Raw genomic sequence first — 17266 nt, 5'->3', positions numbered from 1 at the left:
AGATAATGATAACAATATCCCCTATTTGCGCTTTACGTGCTGCCGGCCCATTGAGGATAACAGAACCGGAACCGCGCTCCCCTTTAATTACGTAGGTTTCAAGCCTTTCGCCATTGTTAACATTAACCACCTGAACCTTCTCGCCTTCTATTAGGTTTGCAGCGTCCATTAGGTCCTGGTCAATTGCAATACTACCGACATAATGGAGTTCAGCCTGAGTGATTTTTGCGCGGTGAATCTTTGATTTTAATACTTCGATTCTCATTTATCGTATTTCAATGCAAGTCTACAAAAAAAATGTTCAGGAGATAAAATGTGGCTGCTGCGTCCTGATGTTATGTTCTGTATTAAATGAACATGTTATCAATTAGCCTTACCTCACCTACGTAGCCTGCAATGCATAATATTGGTTTATCAACATTAGAAACACTTTGTAAGAGATTTAAGTTTTTGCTGTCTGCTAATTCAAAATATTCAAGTTTTACACCCGGTTCGCCTTCTACAATAGCTTGTACTTTTTCTTTTGCCGCTACAAAGTCTCCACCTTGTACAAGCAGTTCTTTTGCCGCTAAAAGCGCTTTAAAGAACACTGTTGCCTTAATTCTCTCTTTCTCATTTAAGCGTTGGTTTCTGGAAGACATAGCAAGGCCATCCGGCTCTCTCAATGTTGGCACTGCGTGGAGTTTAACATTTACGTTTAGATCCATTACCAGCTGGTTGATAATTGCAAATTGCTGCCAGTCTTTTTGGCCGAAGTAGGCGTTATCGGGTTCGACAATATTAAACAGCTTAGAGACAATAAGCCCGACACCGCTGAAATGCCCCGGACGAAATTTACCTTCCATCACTTTTTCTAGCTGTCCGAAATTGAAGGACAAAACAACTTCTTGGGGGTAAACCTCCTGGGTATCAGGGGCGAAAAGAACATCGCACTGAACTTCTTGAAGCATTTTGGTGTCTTTATCAAGAGTCCGGGGATATTTTAAAAGGTCGCTTGAGTTATTGAATTGCGTAGGATTTACAAAGATGGTGCTGACAGTTATGTCATTTTCAGCTTTTGAAGCTTCAATTAAACTTATGTGGCCCTTATGCAAGGCTCCCATCGTCGGTACAAGACCTATCGATTTATTCTTTAGTCTCAAATCCTTTAAAAAAGCTTTTAAAGGCGCTATTTCCTTGAAAATCTTCATTTTAGCCGGTTTGGCAAAGGGGCGCAAAGATATAGGGAAAACTGAAATTAAGTTGAATAAGGGGGTATTTTTTTGTACTTTTGTGGCTCTTAATTCCGTTCTACATTTAAATCTAATGATATGTCAAAAATCCGTATTCTTTATGTAGCCAGTGAGATCGACCCTTTTCTGCAAACTTCAGAGGTGGCTAACTTCGTACGCAAGTTACCTCAGGCGATGCAGGAAAAAGGGATGGAGATCCGCATACTGGTTCCGCGCTTTGGGATTATTAACGAGCGTAAAAACAGGCTACATGAAGTGGTGAGGCTTTCTGGAATAAATATTTCAGTGGGTGATGAGGAGAAGCCTTTGATTATTAAAGTAGCGTCTATACCAAATGCAAAGCTCCAGGTATACTTTATCGATAACGAAGATTATTTCCACCGTAAATCAGTTTTCCACGATAAGGAGAACAATTTTTATGAAGACAATGATGAGCGTGCAATTTTCTTCTGTAAAGGTGTTATTGAGACAGTAAGAAAATTAGGATGGGCTCCTGATATCGTTCATTGTAACGACTGGATTACAAGCTTCATTCCGTTGTATTTAAAAACAACGTATAAGAACGATCCATTATTCAAGAACACAAAGACAGTCTTTACCATTTATGACAACGCCTTCAATCACAAGTTTAAATCTGATATACTTGAGAAGGTGAAAATGATGGATATTGAAGATAACATGCTTGGCAATTTAAAGACTGCCGACTTTGAAGGTTTTATCAAGTTAGGTGTTGAGTTTTCTGATGCTGTTATTGTAGCTGGCGATCACAAAAAACTTGAAGCGCTCTTCAAAAAAATTAAGGAGAAGAAAATCGAAACTATCGATCAAGACGAAAATTACACTGAATCGTACTACAACCTCTATAATGAACTTGTGGGCTAAGAGATTAAGGCAACTGATGCTGTTCGCAGTTGCCTTATTTTTTTTCTCTTGTAATGAAGAAGACAGCATTCTCGGTTTCAGAAATCCTAACAAAAAGTTTAACGTTTTTCAGATAGACATTCCGCTTACCTCAAGCGTTGTGCTTATCGATTCTGTTATTACTGATAATATATCAACTAATACCAGTTTAACTCATGACGTTCTTGTAGGAAGTTATAACGATCCGACACTGGGTTTAATTAAAGCCGAATCTTTTTTACCCTTGAGTCCAGGGAGTTCTACCCAACTCGCAGCATCTGCTGTTTACGATTCGGTTACCGTTCAGTTGCAACTTAACCTCTATGCTTATGGCAATAGCGGCCCCCAGCAGGAGAAAATAACCCTGCATGAAATAACGGGTGATTCGTTATCTTTTTATAAGCGTTATTACTACAACTCAAGTGTTGCTTATAATGCCTCACCATTAAGTGAAATTTCTTTTAATGTTCATTATGATAGCCTGAGAAAAGAGGCCACTAAAACCACCGGGAGAGATACAGTTCTTGCTAAAGGGCGGATGGATGACAATTTCGGTCAACGACTTTTTGACATAGCAAAGAATAACACCGATTCTAAATACTCTGATTTAAGGAAATTCCGATATGAATTTAAAGGGCTAGCACTGCTACCCGGTTCAAACAATGGTGTCTTAGGTTATAGTGTAAACAGCGCTTTCAGCAGGGTGGCGTTGCACTATCATACAAGCACAGATACATTAACTGCTTTCTTTTATTTCTTTCCTACAGCGGGCGGTACAACTTCTTATAATCCTGCATTTACGCACGTTGTTACGGAAAGAGCAGGGGAATTGTCAGGCTCGCCTTTATACCAGACATTGGAAACCCAAAGCGGAGCCAGGTATATTCAAAGTGGGTCTCCTGTAATTACAAAGGTTGACCTAAGCAACTTCTACAAATTTGCTGATACAGTAAGTAACATTATTGTTAATGAATCTCAACTAATTATATCAGGGGTCGAATCGCCTCTGGGAATGAGCCCTCACTCTGCTCTGCTACTTCGTTCGATCAATGAAAACAATGTATTCTCGAATATAAAGGTACAGGCCGATCGCGATGCATTACTAAGATACTATCTGACTCAAGATGGATACTTTGATGTATTTGCCGACTATAGGACATCTTCTCAAAGCGTAGCAACGATTAACTACTCCAGTGAGAGTAATCAATTCAATGGCTTTTTAACACTGTTTACGCAAAGTCTCTTTACGAATAAGAATTTTAATAATCAGGTTAACGATACACGATTAAAGTACGTCGCCCTTTACCCTTATTCGCCGTCAATGTCTCGTGGTATAACGAGAACCATCTTTAATAAAGACAATATAAAACTTAGAATTAAATACACTCGTCCGACTCAAATAACTCCTTAATTTTTTATGTGTGGTATAGTAGCTTATGTGGGTAAACGTCAAGCCCAGGAAGTAGTTATTAAAGGCCTTAAGCGCCTTGAATATCGGGGATATGATAGTGCTGGTATTGCCTTATTAAATGAAGGCTTAAGTGTTTATAAGAAGAAAGGAAAAGTTACTGACCTTGAACAACATCTTAAGGGAAAAGCCTTAAATAGCCACATCGGGATGGGCCATACAAGATGGGCCACGCATGGCGAACCCAACGATGTGAATGCACATCCTCACTACTCGGCTAGCGGTAAATTTGCAATAATTCATAATGGTATTATTGAAAACTACAGCTCGCTAAAACAGGAGCTTCTTAACAAAGGCCATAAATTTCTTAGTGATACGGATACAGAAGTATTCATACATTTTATAGAAGACATAAAAGAGCATGAGCAATGCCCACTAGATGAGGCTGTAAGACTTGCATTAACCCGTGTAGTTGGTGCTTATGCAATAGTCATCATGTCTTTAGAAGATCCTGATTTATTAGTTGCCGCAAGAAAGGGTAGCCCGTTGGTAATAGGTGTAGGAAAAGATGAATTCTTTCTTGCCTCCGATGCTACTCCTATTGTCGAATATACAAACGAAGTTGTATACTTAAACGACCAGGAGATAGCAGTTATTAATGATGGTAAATTAAGTATTAAAAATACAGCTAACTTACCACTTACGCCTTATATACAAACAGTAGACCTAGAACTTGAGGCAATAGAGAAAGGTGGTTTCGAACATTTCATGCTGAAGGAAATATTTGAGCAGCCACGTTCAATCAGCGATTGTATGCGAGGACGCCTGGATGCCCAAAAGGGGAGATTGGTTTTAGGCGGCTTAAGGGAGTATCTTGCTAAACTGACAAATGCAGATCGCATTCTAATTGTTGCCTGTGGTACATCATGGCATGCGGGTTTAGTGGCGGAATACTTTTTTGAAGAGTTCTGTCGTATACCAGTTGAAGTTGAATATGCGTCTGAATTCCGGTATAGAAACCCTGTTATCAGAGAAGGCGATGTTGTTATTGCAATTTCGCAATCAGGTGAAACGGCTGATACGCTTGCTGCTATTGAACTGGCAAAATCTAAAGGAGCAATAATTTTTGGTGTATGTAATGTAGTGGGGTCATCAATTGCACGTGCTACACATGCTGGCGCCTACACGCACGCCGGACCGGAGATTGGAGTAGCCAGTACAAAAGCCTTTACTGCTCAGCTTACTGTTCTTAACATGATCGCATTAATTGTTGCCCAGAAAAAAGGAACAATTACAGAGCAAAAGCTTCATGAACTTTTGGTGGAAATGGAAACCATTCCTGCCAAAGTTGAGAGAGCTTTGAAACTAAACGATCAAATTGAGAGCATTGCAGCGGAATTTAAAGATGCGCGTAATTTTATCTACTTAGGAAGGGGTTACAACTTCCCCGTAGCATTGGAAGGGGCATTGAAATTGAAGGAAATATCATACATCCATGCGGAGGGTTACCCCGCTGCAGAGATGAAGCATGGGCCTATTGCTCTTATTGATGAGGAGATGCCGGTGGTATTCATTGCAACTAATGATAGCTCTTACGAGAAAGTTGTTTCGAATATTCAGGAGGTTCGCGCAAGAAAGGGACGGGTAATTGCTATTGTTACAGAAGGTGACAAATTAATTCCAAAAATGGCAGAGTTCGTTATTGAAGTCCCATCTGTACATGAGGCCTTGATGCCGATGGTTTCAGTAGTTCCCCTACAGCTCTTATCTTATCACATTGCCGTAATGCGTGGATGTAACGTAGATCAGCCAAGAAACCTGGCGAAGTCAGTGACAGTTGAATAAGGGTAGGATATCTATACAATACTAAAACAGAAAGGGAGGCGATAAACCTCCTTTTTGTTTATCATACTTTCACCGTTTGCTTTTCGAGGAAGTTAATCTTCGCTATATACTCTTTCTCTTTCCGAATCATTTCTTCTTGTGTCGCTGAAAGTTCTTCCATGTTCTGGCGCATCTCTTCTTCCTGCGATTTCATTTCTTCTGTCTGCTGTTGTAATTGTTCAAGAAGAATTTTTGTTTTAACCGTTTGCTGAATTGAACTCAGTGATGCAGCAATGCTTTCCGCAAGCTTTTCTGCAAATTCTATTTGGTATGGCTTGAATTCATCAAACGATGCCAGCTCTAACGCACCAAAAACTTGTTCACTAACTTTTAGTGGTACTATAAGAAGCGCCTTTGGAGAAGCTCCTCCTAGTCCTGAAGTAATGTGTACATAATCTACAGGAATCTCCTTGAGATATAAAGTTTGTTTTTCTACAATGACCTGACCAATTAAGCCCTGGTCCGGATTCAGTTCTTTCTCAATAAACTTCTTTTTATCATAAGCGTAACAAGAGGTTAACATAAGAACGCTGCCTTCCTCTTTCTCTGTGATAAGAAAGAGAGCTCCTTGATTAGCATTTAAATAGGTTACGACGAACTTAACAATTTTATTATACAGCTCTTCTGTTAAATTAAAACTGCGAAGGATGGAAGCTATTTCGGCAAGTCCTTCCGCTGACCAGTTTCTCTCATTGTCTTTTTGTTTTGCAACCAATAATTGAGATTGCATATTCAAGAGTGAGTTGCCCAATGCATCTTTTTCATTAGTGTGTTCCAGGCTTGCTGTTAGATTGCCTTTTGAAATTTCATCTGCAAATGAAGATTTGAATTGAAGGCTTTTTGCAAGTTTTGAAAGAGATCTCTTCATATCACTAAACTCATCACTTCTTCTGCTATCTTCATTTACATTTATTATCTCTCCTTCGCTCAGTTGAAATTGTAATGTTTTAAGTTCATTGATACGAGAGATGATATTCTTTTTAAAAAATTTATAGATATATATTACAACGGATATTAACACTAATAAACAAATGCCTACGGCAAACATGTTCTTCTTAGAAAAGAATACTGCCCATGAGATTTTTTCTTTAGGAATAAAGGTAGCGGTTATCCAGTTCTTTCCTGAAAAGGTATAAGCACCTTTTGATTTTGAAAGACCATAGATGTAATTCGATACAGGAATAACTGTTTCATTTTGTAAAGCCTTCTCAGAATTTAAAGAAAGCATTTTGCCTAAAAGCTCGTGATTCCCCGTACTGATAATCTCACCGGTACTTTTTGTCATAACAACAAACGCGTTTTTATGATCTTTAGAAAGATTTTGTTCTGCTTCTTCTCTTATTCCTTCCGTAACTTCTTTCCACGAAGCGTAGTTAAACCAAACACCAACAACATTGCCATTATTGTTCTTTATTGGAGCAGCGAAAGCCATTCCATATCCTTTTGTTCCGTAGATACTACCTATTTGAGGATTTGAAGTAAAATCGGAGTACCATGCTCCGCCTTTAGGTCCTTCTGTTGATGTACATACTTTAAACCATTCTTCGTTAGCCATGTTTAAGTTTAAAAAATGCTCTGAGCCTATTGCATGACCATTTTTATCTTTTGTGTTTACTGCTAGCACTTTTCCGGAGCTATTGCAAATCATCATTAAGTCATACAGCACATAATAGGCGGTCATCGTATTCAAGAATTCCTGTGTGCCTGCCACAACACTGTCATTTTCAGCTGTAGATATGGCTAGATGGTTAAAGGCAAATGCTTGTACATCACCAAACCTTTCGTAGAAGTTTCTATCTACTTTTTCCATTACAGATTGGGCTGTAAGCTCTGCTGTTACGGCCATTGAGTTATTTCCTGCCTCAACCTGATTGATTACCAGGTAGTAAAAGAGTGATGCGAGTACAAGGACAAGAATAATCAGAGAAAGAACACTGACCGAGAAGAAAGCGCTTCTGTTGTACTTAAAATTAAACATATGGGGTAAAGGTTAACGCAACTTAAAATATAAACGCAAATTGTCATATCCTAGCAGATGCTTAATCTTACATGAACCATTTAAATTAGGATAATACCCAATTTGGGATGCAATTGATGAGGTATGCTTAATCGAAGACACTTGTCGGCTCACTTAATTGGCTGATTATTTTAATTTTGGCTACCAATACAAAACATAAAGTTATGACTAGAGAAATCATTTATTCCCCACAGGCTCCCGAGCCGATTGGCCCTTATAGTCAAGCGGTTCAGGCAGGAAACTTACTTTTCATCAGTGGCCAAATAGCCCTTGATAAACCTTCAGGACAATTAGTAACCAGTGATATTGTTTCAGAGACAAAATTGGTGATGTATAATCTTGAACAGATTCTTAAGGCCGCTGGATTAGATTTTAGTAATGTTGTTAAGAGTACAATTTTCCTGAAAGATATGAACGCCTTCCCTAAGGTAAACGAGGTTTATGGTTCGTATTTCAAAACGGCCCCTCCGGCGAGGGAGACGGTAGAAGTTAGCCGCTTACCTAAAGATGTTAACGTTGAAATTTCTTGTATCGCTGTAAAATGATTGGGACAAACTTGCCATTAACCCCAAACAAATCGTAAATCTGGCTTACATTTGCGTCCCTGTTTTAAGTTTTTTACCCTATGAGAGAAGTTCGTGTTCGTTTTGCTCCAAGCCCAACCGGTGCATTGCACATTGGAGGAGTTCGTACTGCATTGTATAATTATTTGCTGGCAAGACAGACAAAAGGTACGATGATATTGCGTATTGAGGACACTGACCAAAATAGGTTTGTACCAGGAGCTGAAGAATACATCATTAATTCTTTAAAATGGGTTGGAATTACAATTGATGAAGGCGTAGGAGTTGGTGGCCCGCACGCCCCTTATCGTCAATCAGAAAGAAAGGCAATTTACAAAGAACATGCTCAACAATTGATTGACAAGGGCATGGCATACTATGCATTTGATACTGAGCAAGAGCTTGAAGAAATGCGAGAGAGGCTTAAGGCTGCCGGGGTGGCTACACCACAATACAATAGCATTACGCGTATGCAAATGCGTAACTCGCTTACGTTATCAGAAGAAGAAACAAGGAATCTTATAGAAACAGGGGTGCCATATGTTATTCGTTTGAAGGTGCCGCGTAAGGAAGAAATACGGTTGAATGATATGATCAGAGGATGGGTAATGGTTCATTCATCCCAAATCGATGACAAGGTGCTTATGAAGTCTGACGGCATGCCGACTTACCATTTGGCAAATGTAGTCGACGACTATTTAATGAAAATATCACATGTAATTAGAGGTGAAGAATGGTTACCGTCTGCACCGCTTCATGTGCTATTGTATAAAAGTTTTGGGTGGGAAAATGAGATGCCACAATTTGCGCATTTGCCATTACTTCTTAAGCCGGATGGAAATGGAAAATTGAGCAAACGTGATGCTGATCAACTGGGCTTTCCAATTTTCCCATTAACCTGGAAAGACCCCCAAACAGGTGAAGTAGCAAAAGGGTATAAAGAATCTGGTTATCTACCGGAGGCGCTTATCAATTTTCTTGCTTTCTTAGGGTGGAATCCCGGTACTACGCAAGAAATCTTCTCGATGGAGGAGTTAATAGCTGCTTTTTCAGTTGAACGCATTGGTAAGGCAGGAACGCGTTTTGATATCTTAAAGGCACAATGGTTTAATCAGCATTATCTAAGATCAAAAACTGATGATGAGCTTGCTGGATATTTATTGGAGTCATTAAAAAATGAAGGCGTAGCATGTGATAGAGGGAAAGCCGAAAAGATTGCTGCTCTAATGAAGGAAAGAGTAACTTTTCCTCAGGATTTATGGGAGCAAGGAAAGTTTCTATTTCACGCACCGACAGATTTTGATCAGGCGGTGGTTAGTAAAAAATGGAATGAAGACGTTGTAAAGGTATTGTCTGGGTTTAGAAGTGAGATTTCGAGTCTTCAGAACCTTGATGCTACAACAGCTAAATCATTGTTGGATAAAGTGACATCAGCTTTAGGTATTGGTACAGGTAAAGTGTTACAGGCGGTAAGAGTAGCAATTACAGGTGCCGGTGGCGGTCCGGACCTAATGATGGTCATGGAAATTATAGGAAGAGACGAGGTTATTCAAAGAATTGATTATGCACTGAAAACCTTGAAAGTAAAAGTTGCGTAAAATAGGGATATGAAGAGCGAAGAAGAGTCAAAAAAGGGTAAACCCAAGGTTCATAAAGAACTGAGCGGTTTTGATGTATCTATTGACACATTTGGTGAGATCAAGACAAATATGGATATAGAAAAAATCAATGAGTTTTTAAATAAAAACGTTGATGATAAGAAGCTTGCTGAGCGTGAGGATTACGATGAGATGAAAAAAGGCAAAAAGAAAAAATAATTTTCTCTTAAGAACTTGTAAAGCCTGGAATCAGAAATGGTTTCAGGCTTTATTTTAATATTGCTTTTAAACCAATCCTTAATTATGGCATTATCACATGAAATAGACTATCAAATCAAAGGCGAAAGCATTCAAATTGTTGAAGTAGAACTTGACCCCATGGAAACCGTAATTGCTGAAGCAGGTGCAATGCTTTACATGGAAGATGGAATAGGGTTCGAATCTAAGATGGGAGATGGATCAAATCCTAATCAGGGACTTTTTGATAAGTTATTATCTGCGGGTACGAGGATGCTTACAGGTGAGTCACTTTTCATGACTCACTTTACCAATAGAGGTAACAGAAAGGCTAAAGTTGGCTTCTCTGCTCCCTATCCTGGAACTGTAATTCCCATTGATTTATCAACCTTTCCTAATCGAGAATTAATAGTTCAAAAAGACGGCTTTCTATGCGCGGCGTTGGGCACCAAAGTGTCAATTACTTTTAACAAAAGGATTGGATCGGGATTAGTAGGAGGCGAAGGCTTTATACTGCAAAAACTGCAGGGAGATGGTAAAGCATTTGTCCATGCGGGAGGAACAGTAATTGAAAGGACCTTAAACAATGAAACGTTACGTGTAGATACCGGTTGTGTAGTAGCATTTGAATCTCATATCGATTTTGATGTACAGGCGGCTGGGGGATTGCGTTCTATGATTTTCGGAGGCGAAGGTATATTTCTTGCTACCTTAAGAGGCACTGGCCGTGTTTGGCTTCAATCAATGCCAATACGAAAGCTTGTTCAGGCTTTGGCTCCTTATGGAAGAAATAGCGGTAAAGAAGGTAGTTCTTTACTCGGAAGTTTCTTTGAACAATAAGATAATCAATATAGATATAATGCATGCGAATTAACGCATGCATTTTTTTTGCTGGTCCTAACTCGCTTCTTTGACTTACAGGATATTTCAGCGATAACAAATGATTGCTATTTTTGATAATGGCCAAAGAGGTTTTAAGAATAGGAATTATTCGGGAAGGTAAAGTTCCACCTGACAAGCGAGTTGCTTTTACACCATTACAAGTTGAAGAAATTCAACAGAGATATCCAGAGGTTAAGATAATCTGTCAGAAAAGTGAGATCCGATGCTTTAAAGATGAGGAGTATAAAGCATTGGGAATAACAGTTCAGGAACATGTTGATGAATGTGAAATTCTTATGGGAATTAAAGAAGTTCCTATTGATCAACTAATACCGGGTAAAACCTATCTGTTTTTCTCTCATACAATAAAAAAACAACCGTACAACAGAAATTTGCTTCGTGAGATACTGAAGAAAAAAATAAGACTTATTGACTATGAAACGCTAAAGGACAGTTTAGGAAACCGGCTCGTAGCTTTTGGGCGGTATGCTGGAATCGTTGGGGCGTATAATGGTTTGTGGACCTATGGCAAACGATATGGTATCTTTTCATTACGACGGGCGTATGAGTGCTTTGATGTCAATGATTTGAAATTAGAACTGCGAAAGATCAAATTACCTGCAATTAAAATTATATTAACAGGAGCAGGTCGTGTAGGAAAGGGTGCTATGGAAACGCTGGACACAGCAGGTATTAGAAAAGTAAGCGCTGGAGATTTCCTGAATCGTGAATTTCGTGAACCCGTGTACACACAATTAAGTAGTTCGGATTATCATATTAGAATTGGTGGAGGTCATTTTAATCGGGACGAGTTTCACCAGTATCCTGAACGTTACTCATCGTACTTTAATGCTTATACAAAAGTAGCTGATGTTCTTATGGCGGGTGCATACTGGAATCCAAAAGCACCTGTTCTTTTTACAAAAGGTGAGATGCAGTCTTCTGAATTTAGAATTAAGGTAATCGCAGATATTACATGTGATATGAATGGCTCTGTGCCCAGCACTAAACGAGCTTCGTCAATCATTGAACCTATCTATGATTATAACCCCATAAGTGATTCAATTGAACTCCCGTTAAGTGATGACAGTTTTATAACTATTATGGCAATTGACAACTTGCCTTGTGAGCTTCCAAGAAGCGCATCAGAGGAGTTTGGAAGAGACCTTATTGATAGAATTTTGCCTCTGTTAATAGCGGAGGATAAAGAGAAGATCATCGAACGTGCTACTATAGCAGAACAAGGAGAACTTACTCCACCTTTTATGTATTTAAAAGACTATGTAGCGTAAGAAAAGTATTACATGTTGTGAACGGCCAATTTGAGCGTTTTCTATTGGTCTTTCTTTCATGATAAGTTTAATAATTTTTTTCTTTGCACATTCGGTTACTATAATTGCGGACAGTGGTGAAACGATTTAAGCACTGAGTTAAAATTGTGAACGTTTTAGAGATTAAACATAAACTGCATGTCTTTTGTCAGGAATACCTGGCAAAAAGGATTCAAACTTGTGAGCAGGCGCTTGCATTATTACATCAGGATATTGAGGAAGAAACAAAAAGCTCTGCAGGTGATAAGTATGAAACTGGCCGATCTATGATCCAGCTAGAGATGGAGAAACATAACAACCAATTGGCAGAGTCAATTAAACTGAAGAACCAGTTGGATAGAATTAAACCTGCGTTGCACAATAGTAACGTTATTCAGCCGGGTAGTTTAGTTATTACTGATCAAGGCAATTATTATTTGTCCATTAGTGCAGGTCAGGTTGTAATTGATAATAAAAATTATCTTTGTATCTCACCCTCTTCTCCTATTGGTTTAAGTCTTTCACAAGCAGCAAAGGGACAGGCGGTTCAATTTAACACCAGGAGTTTTAAGATACTTGATGTTCAATAATAAATAAGAAGTGAATGTTATTATATAATGTAACTGTAGGTATTGATCGCGATGTTGAACAGGAGTGGCTCCAATGGATCAAAGGGAAACATATACCAGACGTACTCAATACAGGTTTATTTGTAGAATCTAAAATGTTTAAGATACTTCACGATGAAAATGAAGAAACTGTATCATACAGTATTCAATATTATGCTAATAGTATTGATCAGATACAGCAATACATAGAAGTATATGCCCCTGTTTTAATTGAGGAGCATAGGCAGAGGTTTTTGAACAAACATGTTGTTTTTCAAACTTTGCTCGAGCAGGTTTAAGCAGGCTTCTTCAACAGGCTTTCTATCTGCGATGCTTCAAGGCTACAATTGATCCATTCACCATCTAGTTTTGCCCCATACTTTTTGTAAAAATTTATAGCAGGCTCGTTCCAATCCAGTACTTGCCACATCATTCCTGTACATCCTTCATCTAAGGTTTTCTGCATTGTTCTGTCAAAAAGTAATTTACCAATGCCACGTCCCCTTTCTTTTTCTGTTACGATAATATCTTCCAAATAGAGGCGCTTACCCTTCCATGTAGAATACCGCCAGTAGTACAATGAAAGACCTATGATGTAATTATTTTCTTCTGCCACAAAGAATCCAAAAACGGGATTTGCGCCAAAGCCATCTTCTTCCATTAGTTGAAGTGTATTGGTTACCTCATGTGGTGCTCGCTCGTATTCAGCGAGTTCTTTCACGAGCTCTAAAACCCGTGAAAGATCTTCTTTACGTCCTTCTCTGATCTTCATCTAGCACGCGGTATTACATTTCGTCTTTTGCGAGAGGCGGAATTACCCCCATGTTGTACCATGCGAATGAATATTGGTCAGCTGTTACCTCAAGTGCCTTTTTAAGGTTTGAAGAACCATGACCAGATTTTGTTTCTATTCGAATTAATACCGGGTTCTCTCCTTTATGGTATTCTTGGAGCGTTGCAGCAAATTTAAATGAGTGAGCAGGTACGACCCTGTCGTCATGATCTGCTGTAGTTACTAATGTAGCTGGGTAGGTAACACCAGGTTTTAAAGCGTGAACAGGAGAATACCTCTTCAAATACTCGAACATTTCTTTTGAATCTTCGGAAGTACCGTAATCATAAGCCCATCCTGCGCCTGCTGTAAATTTGTGGTAACGAAGCATATCCATAACACCTACTGCAGGGAAAGCAACCTTTGCAAGATCAGGTCTTTGAGTCATCGTAGCCCCTACCAGTAGCCCTCCGTTAGAACCTCCTGCGATAGCAAGATATTCCTTAGATGTATACTTTTCTTTAAATAGATATTCAGCTGCGGCAATAAAATCGTCGAAGACGTTCTGCTTGTTCATCTTGGTTCCCGCTATGTGCCACTTTTCACCATACTCGCCTCCTCCTCGCAAGTTCGGTTGCGCGTAGATGCCGCCATTCTCAAGCCATGCTATACGTGATGGAGTAAAGGAAGGTGTCAAGCTCACGTTAAATCCACCATACGCATACAGCCAGGTAGGATTTTTTCCATTCAGTTCAACGCCCTTTTTATGCACTATAAACATTGGGATTTTCGTGCCATCCTTGCTCTGGTAAAATACCTGTTTTGTTTCGTAGTCTTCAGGGTTGAAGTCCACCTTGGGCTTTTGATATAAGGTTGATTGACCTGACGCAATATCGTATTTAAAAATAGTAGTAGGATATGTGAAGGAAGTAAATGAATAATAGATTTCCTTTTGAGTTTCTTTACCACCAAAACCTCCAGCGGTACCAATACCAGGTAACTGTATTTCTCGTTCAAATTTACCTTGAAGATCATATTGTTTTACCTGGGTTTTTACATCAACCATGTAGCTTGCAAATAGTTTTTTACCTGCAGTACTTGCGTCAAGAACATTTTCAGTTTCCGGGATAAGGTCCTTCCATTGATCTGGCGATGGGTTGGCGAACTCGGCATATACAACTCTGTTGTTGGGTGCCTTTAAATTCGTTTGAATAATAAGCTTGGATCCATCATTTGTTATAACCTGATGTTCATTGTCAAAATTGGTAACAACAGGTTTCAGCTGTCCCTGAGGATCATTAAGATCCTGAATGTATAATTCATTACCTGTGGTACTTACTGAAGCACTTACGATAAGAAAACGCTCATCTTCTGTGGTACTGGCAAAAATATATCTCCTTGGAGTTTTCTCACCTCCAAATATAAGTTTGTCTTGTTTTTGGGGGGTACCAAGTTTGTGATAATAGAGTTTGTGATGCTGTGTTTTTGCAGATAGTTCGCTTCCTACAGGTTTATCATAACTGCTATAGTAAAATCCATCGTTGCCTTTCCATGCAATACCGCTAAACTTGATATCAACTAATGTATCTTCAAGTACTTTTTTATCTGATGCCTGAATGATAATGGCTTTCCTCCAATCTGATCCTCCTTCTGAAATCAGATAAGCTGCCTTAGAACCATCTTTAGTAAAGAAAAGTCCTGCAAGGCCAGTTGTTCCATCTTTCGAAAATGTATTAGGATCAAGGAATACCTCTGGTGTTCCATCTATTCCTTTTTTGCGATAGATCACATTATGGTTTTGCAAACCATCGTTTTTGGAAAAGTAATAATAGTTGCCTTCCTGGGAGGGCGCGCCAAGGCGCTCATAATTGTAAAGATCTTCCAGTCGTTTTTTTACTTTATCTCTGTATTTTATATTATCGAGATAGCCAAAAGTCACTTCGTTCTGACCTTTAACCCATTTCGCAGTTAACTGCGATGTGTCATCTTCAAGCCATCTGTAGGGATCGGGTACTTCTGTACCAAAGTAATTATCTACAGTATCTACCTTTGTTGTTTCAGGGTATTTTGAAACACCGCTCGATGTTTCAGAAGGTTTGTTACACGACATGATTAAAAACGATATAAGGGCAAAGCTTATCAGAACTTTCATTTTGGTTAACAATTATTTCAAAATATAAGTGCTGTAAAGCAAGCGAACAATAGTACTGTGATGAAAGGACATGAATGCCATCTGATGGCGATAAACCGTATTAAATTAAAAATCAAAAGCCAGAGTTATTCATAATAACTTCTGGCTTTCAACTTTTAATTAATCATGTCAAAACCTGTATAAGGAACTAATACTTTTGGTATTCTAATGCCCTCTTTAGTTTGATTGTTTTCAAGAATAGAAGCAACGATTCGGGGAAGAGCCAGGGCGCTGCCATTTAAAGTGTGTAGTAGTTGCGTCTTACCCTCTTTGTTTTTATATCTTAATTTAAGTCTGTTAGCTTGAAAGGTTTCGAAGTTACTTACTGAGCTTACTTCAAGCCAGCGTTGCTGAGCGGCAGAAAACACTTCCATGTCATAAGTTATAGCTGAATTAAAGCCCATATCGCCCCCGCATAACAATAGTTTTCTATAAGGTAATTCGAGTTTTTTTAGCAAGCCTTGAACATGAGCGCACATCTCATCCAGTGCTTGATAAGAGTTTTCTGGTTTAGTGATTTGAACAATCTCTACTTTATCAAATTGGTGCAATCTATTTAGTCCGCGAACGTGTGCTCCCCAGCTTCCTGCTTCTCGCCTGAAGCACGGCGTATACCCGGCATTCTTAACAGGCAGCTGATCCTCAGTAAGCATTACATCACGGTACAAATTTGTAATCGGGACTTCAGCAGTTGGAATTAAGTAGAGATTATCCAGACCAATATGGTACATCTGACCTTCTTTATCGGGAAGTTGCCCTGTTCCATAGCCAGAAGCTTCATTAACTACAATCGGCGGCTGAATTTCTCTATATCCTAATCCCTCAGCTTCATTTAAAAAGAAGTTAATCAGTGCTCGCTGCAGCTTAGCGCCTTTACCTTTGTAAACAGGAAAACCAGCACCTGAGATTTTGTTACCAAGATCAAAATCGATAATGTCATACTTCTTTATAAGCTCCCAATGTGGTAATGCTCCTTCTTCCAGCGCTGGTTTAACACCCCATTCATGTACGTTAATATTTTCCTCAGGACCGCCACCTTCAGGTACAATATCTGTTGGTGTATTGGGAATTGTATATAATAGCTTTTGAAGTTCTTCTTCAGTTTTTGATAGCTCCGGCCCCAACTCAGCAATTGTTCTTTTAATGTCAGCAGTTCTTGCTTTCAGCTGTTCGGCCTGGTCTTTCTGACCTGACTTCATCAAAGCACCAATTTCTTTTGCTAATGAATTAGATTCAGCTAAGAGACTATCCTGCTGTTGCTGGGTTTGTCTGCGTTTTTGATCCAGCGACAGTATGGTATCCAAAGATTGCTCTAAATTTTTAAGTCTTCTCTTTTGAAGAGCTTTAATAATTTTTTCTTTTTCATCCCGGATAACAGAAACCTGTAGCATGTTTTTATTGTTTAATTAACGGGTTCAAAATTAATTTTTTTGTAATCCCGTGACGGTTGATGCTTGAATAAAATATTTTTAACGGTTTGATAATGTTAAATTTTAACCTATACTTGCATCATCATACGGCTTTATCTCAAGCCCTCTGAAAATAAATCCGGTAATTTTGCTTTCGAACTCTTTAACTTCAAGACTTCCTGTGTTGATGATAGACAGTTCCAGACTTTTTTCTGATTTAAACCAACTCACAAACACATACTCACAAACAATCAT

17 protein-coding genes are annotated in these 17266 nt (G+C 38.9%); 10 read left to right on the top strand and 7 right to left on the bottom strand.

Features of this window, described 5'->3' with window-relative positions; all coding sequences use genetic code 11:
- Together panD and panC are read right to left on the bottom strand one after the other, a co-directional pair.
- Nucleotides 1-265, bottom strand: a 265-nt coding sequence (gene panD, locus KK060_RS05430) for an aspartate 1-decarboxylase (RefSeq protein ID WP_254152679.1), incomplete at its 3' end; no start/stop codon positions are given.
- Between the two features lie 82 nt (nucleotides 266-347).
- A complete protein-coding gene (gene panC / locus KK060_RS05425) occupies nucleotides 348-1190 on the bottom strand; it encodes a pantoate--beta-alanine ligase (RefSeq protein WP_254152678.1) in 843 nt (280 codons plus the stop codon).
- Nucleotides 1191-1310: 120 nt separating this feature from the next.
- Between panC and KK060_RS05420 the strand changes: the two genes are divergently transcribed.
- Genes KK060_RS05420 through glmS form a run of 3 tightly spaced genes read left to right on the top strand, consistent with a single transcriptional unit; the run spans nucleotide 1311 to nucleotide 5385 of the window.
- Nucleotides 1311-2114, top strand: a complete 804-nt coding sequence (locus KK060_RS05420; RefSeq protein WP_254152677.1) for a glycogen/starch synthase — start codon at nucleotides 1311-1313, stop codon at nucleotides 2112-2114.
- Entirely contained in the window at nucleotides 2098-3543 is a 1446-nt protein-coding gene (locus KK060_RS05415) for a hypothetical protein (RefSeq protein WP_254152676.1), read from the top strand. Before KK060_RS05420 ends, KK060_RS05415 begins: the two co-directional genes overlap by 17 nt.
- Nucleotides 3544-3549: 6 nt before the next feature.
- Nucleotides 3550-5385 carry a glutamine--fructose-6-phosphate transaminase (isomerizing) gene (gene glmS, locus KK060_RS05410; protein ID WP_254152675.1) on the top strand — a complete coding sequence of 612 codons (1836 nt, stop codon included), beginning with the start codon at nucleotides 3550-3552 and terminating at the stop codon, nucleotides 5383-5385.
- 61 nt (nucleotides 5386-5446) lie between these two features.
- Here glmS and KK060_RS05405 read toward each other — a convergent pair whose 3' ends face one another.
- Nucleotides 5447-7402: a GAF domain-containing protein gene (locus tag KK060_RS05405; RefSeq protein ID WP_254152674.1), complete on the bottom strand. Its 1956-nt coding sequence runs from the start codon at nucleotides 7400-7402 to the stop codon at nucleotides 5447-5449.
- Nucleotides 7403-7605: 203 nt separating this feature from the next.
- On the opposite strand from KK060_RS05405, the gene KK060_RS05400 reads away from it, so the two are divergent.
- The 7 genes from KK060_RS05400 (at nucleotide 7606) to KK060_RS05370 (ending at nucleotide 12938) form a co-directional block, all read left to right on the top strand.
- Entirely contained in the window at nucleotides 7606-7986 is a 381-nt protein-coding gene (locus KK060_RS05400; RefSeq protein WP_254152673.1) for a RidA family protein, read from the top strand.
- 80 nt (nucleotides 7987-8066) lie between these two features.
- Nucleotides 8067-9602 (top strand): glutamate--tRNA ligase, encoded by a 1536-nt coding sequence (gene gltX, locus KK060_RS05395; RefSeq protein ID WP_254152672.1) that lies wholly within the window; start codon nucleotides 8067-8069, stop codon nucleotides 9600-9602.
- A 9-nt stretch (nucleotides 9603-9611) separates the two neighbouring features.
- Complete coding sequence (locus KK060_RS05390) at nucleotides 9612-9821, top strand: hypothetical protein (protein WP_254152671.1); 210 nt, start codon at nucleotides 9612-9614, stop codon at nucleotides 9819-9821.
- Between the two features lie 84 nt (nucleotides 9822-9905).
- Complete coding sequence (locus tag KK060_RS05385; RefSeq protein WP_254152670.1) at nucleotides 9906-10679, top strand: TIGR00266 family protein; 774 nt, start codon at nucleotides 9906-9908, stop codon at nucleotides 10677-10679.
- A 119-nt stretch (nucleotides 10680-10798) separates the two neighbouring features.
- On the top strand, nucleotides 10799-12013 hold the full coding sequence (locus KK060_RS05380; protein ID WP_254152669.1) for an NAD(P)-dependent oxidoreductase: 1215 nt from the start codon (nucleotides 10799-10801) through the stop codon (nucleotides 12011-12013).
- A gap of 146 nt (nucleotides 12014-12159) precedes the next feature.
- Nucleotides 12160-12621 (top strand): 3-oxoacyl-ACP synthase, encoded by a 462-nt coding sequence (locus KK060_RS05375; protein WP_254152668.1) that lies wholly within the window; start codon nucleotides 12160-12162, stop codon nucleotides 12619-12621.
- 14 nt (nucleotides 12622-12635) lie between these two features.
- Nucleotides 12636-12938 carry a DUF4286 family protein gene (locus KK060_RS05370; RefSeq protein ID WP_254152667.1) on the top strand — a complete coding sequence of 101 codons (303 nt, stop codon included), beginning with the start codon at nucleotides 12636-12638 and terminating at the stop codon, nucleotides 12936-12938.
- On the opposite strand, the gene KK060_RS05365 is transcribed toward KK060_RS05370, so the two are convergent.
- The 4 genes from KK060_RS05365 to KK060_RS05350 all read right to left on the bottom strand — a co-directional run bounded on the left by KK060_RS05365 (nucleotide 12935) and on the right by KK060_RS05350 (nucleotide 17266).
- Nucleotides 12935-13411 carry a GNAT family N-acetyltransferase gene (locus KK060_RS05365; RefSeq protein ID WP_254152666.1) on the bottom strand — a complete coding sequence of 159 codons (477 nt, stop codon included), beginning with the start codon at nucleotides 13409-13411 and terminating at the stop codon, nucleotides 12935-12937. The genes KK060_RS05370 and KK060_RS05365 overlap by 4 nt on opposite strands.
- A 13-nt stretch (nucleotides 13412-13424) precedes the next feature.
- Entirely contained in the window at nucleotides 13425-15563 is a 2139-nt protein-coding gene (locus tag KK060_RS05360; RefSeq protein WP_254152665.1) for a prolyl oligopeptidase family serine peptidase, read from the bottom strand.
- 155 nt (nucleotides 15564-15718) lie between these two features.
- On the bottom strand, nucleotides 15719-16993 hold the full coding sequence (serS, locus tag KK060_RS05355; protein WP_254152664.1) for a serine--tRNA ligase: 1275 nt from the start codon (nucleotides 16991-16993) through the stop codon (nucleotides 15719-15721).
- Nucleotides 16994-17095: 102 nt separating this feature from the next.
- Nucleotides 17096-17266: a hypothetical protein gene (locus tag KK060_RS05350; RefSeq protein WP_254152663.1), complete on the bottom strand. Its 171-nt coding sequence runs from the start codon at nucleotides 17264-17266 to the stop codon at nucleotides 17096-17098.

The organism is Chryseosolibacter indicum (assembly GCF_018598585.1).
GTDB classification, from domain to species: Bacteria; Bacteroidota; Bacteroidia; order Cytophagales; family Cyclobacteriaceae; genus Chryseosolibacter; species Chryseosolibacter indicus.
Note: the sequence above shows the minus strand (reverse complement) of the source record. Positions and strands in the feature narration are given on the sequence as shown.

What these genes read in the sequence shown, in the direction of transcription:
- KK060_RS05380 (WP_254152669.1), top strand. Translation starts at nt 10,799, where the DNA reads ATGGCCAAAGAGGTTTTAAGAATAGGAATTATTCGGGAAGGTAAAGTT.
- KK060_RS05350 (WP_254152663.1), bottom strand. Translation starts at nt 17,266, where the DNA reads ATGATTGTTTGTGAGTATGTGTTTGTGAGTTGGTTTAAATCAGAAAAA.
- KK060_RS05370 (WP_254152667.1), top strand. Translation starts at nt 12,636, where the DNA reads ATGTTATTATATAATGTAACTGTAGGTATTGATCGCGATGTTGAACAG.
- serS (WP_254152664.1), bottom strand. Translation starts at nt 16,993, where the DNA reads ATGCTACAGGTTTCTGTTATCCGGGATGAAAAAGAAAAAATTATTAAA.
- gltX (WP_254152672.1), top strand. Translation starts at nt 8,067, where the DNA reads ATGAGAGAAGTTCGTGTTCGTTTTGCTCCAAGCCCAACCGGTGCATTG.
- KK060_RS05405 (WP_254152674.1), bottom strand. Translation starts at nt 7,402, where the DNA reads ATGTTTAATTTTAAGTACAACAGAAGCGCTTTCTTCTCGGTCAGTGTT.
- KK060_RS05400 (WP_254152673.1), top strand. Translation starts at nt 7,606, where the DNA reads ATGACTAGAGAAATCATTTATTCCCCACAGGCTCCCGAGCCGATTGGC.
- panC (WP_254152678.1), bottom strand. Translation starts at nt 1,190, where the DNA reads ATGAAGATTTTCAAGGAAATAGCGCCTTTAAAAGCTTTTTTAAAGGAT.
- KK060_RS05415 (WP_254152676.1), top strand. Translation starts at nt 2,098, where the DNA reads ATGAACTTGTGGGCTAAGAGATTAAGGCAACTGATGCTGTTCGCAGTT.
- KK060_RS05360 (WP_254152665.1), bottom strand. Translation starts at nt 15,563, where the DNA reads ATGAAAGTTCTGATAAGCTTTGCCCTTATATCGTTTTTAATCATGTCG.
- KK060_RS05420 (WP_254152677.1), top strand. Translation starts at nt 1,311, where the DNA reads ATGTCAAAAATCCGTATTCTTTATGTAGCCAGTGAGATCGACCCTTTT.
- KK060_RS05385 (WP_254152670.1), top strand. Translation starts at nt 9,906, where the DNA reads ATGGCATTATCACATGAAATAGACTATCAAATCAAAGGCGAAAGCATT.
- KK060_RS05365 (WP_254152666.1), bottom strand. Translation starts at nt 13,411, where the DNA reads ATGAAGATCAGAGAAGGACGTAAAGAAGATCTTTCACGGGTTTTAGAG.
- KK060_RS05390 (WP_254152671.1), top strand. Translation starts at nt 9,612, where the DNA reads ATGAAGAGCGAAGAAGAGTCAAAAAAGGGTAAACCCAAGGTTCATAAA.
- glmS (WP_254152675.1), top strand. Translation starts at nt 3,550, where the DNA reads ATGTGTGGTATAGTAGCTTATGTGGGTAAACGTCAAGCCCAGGAAGTA.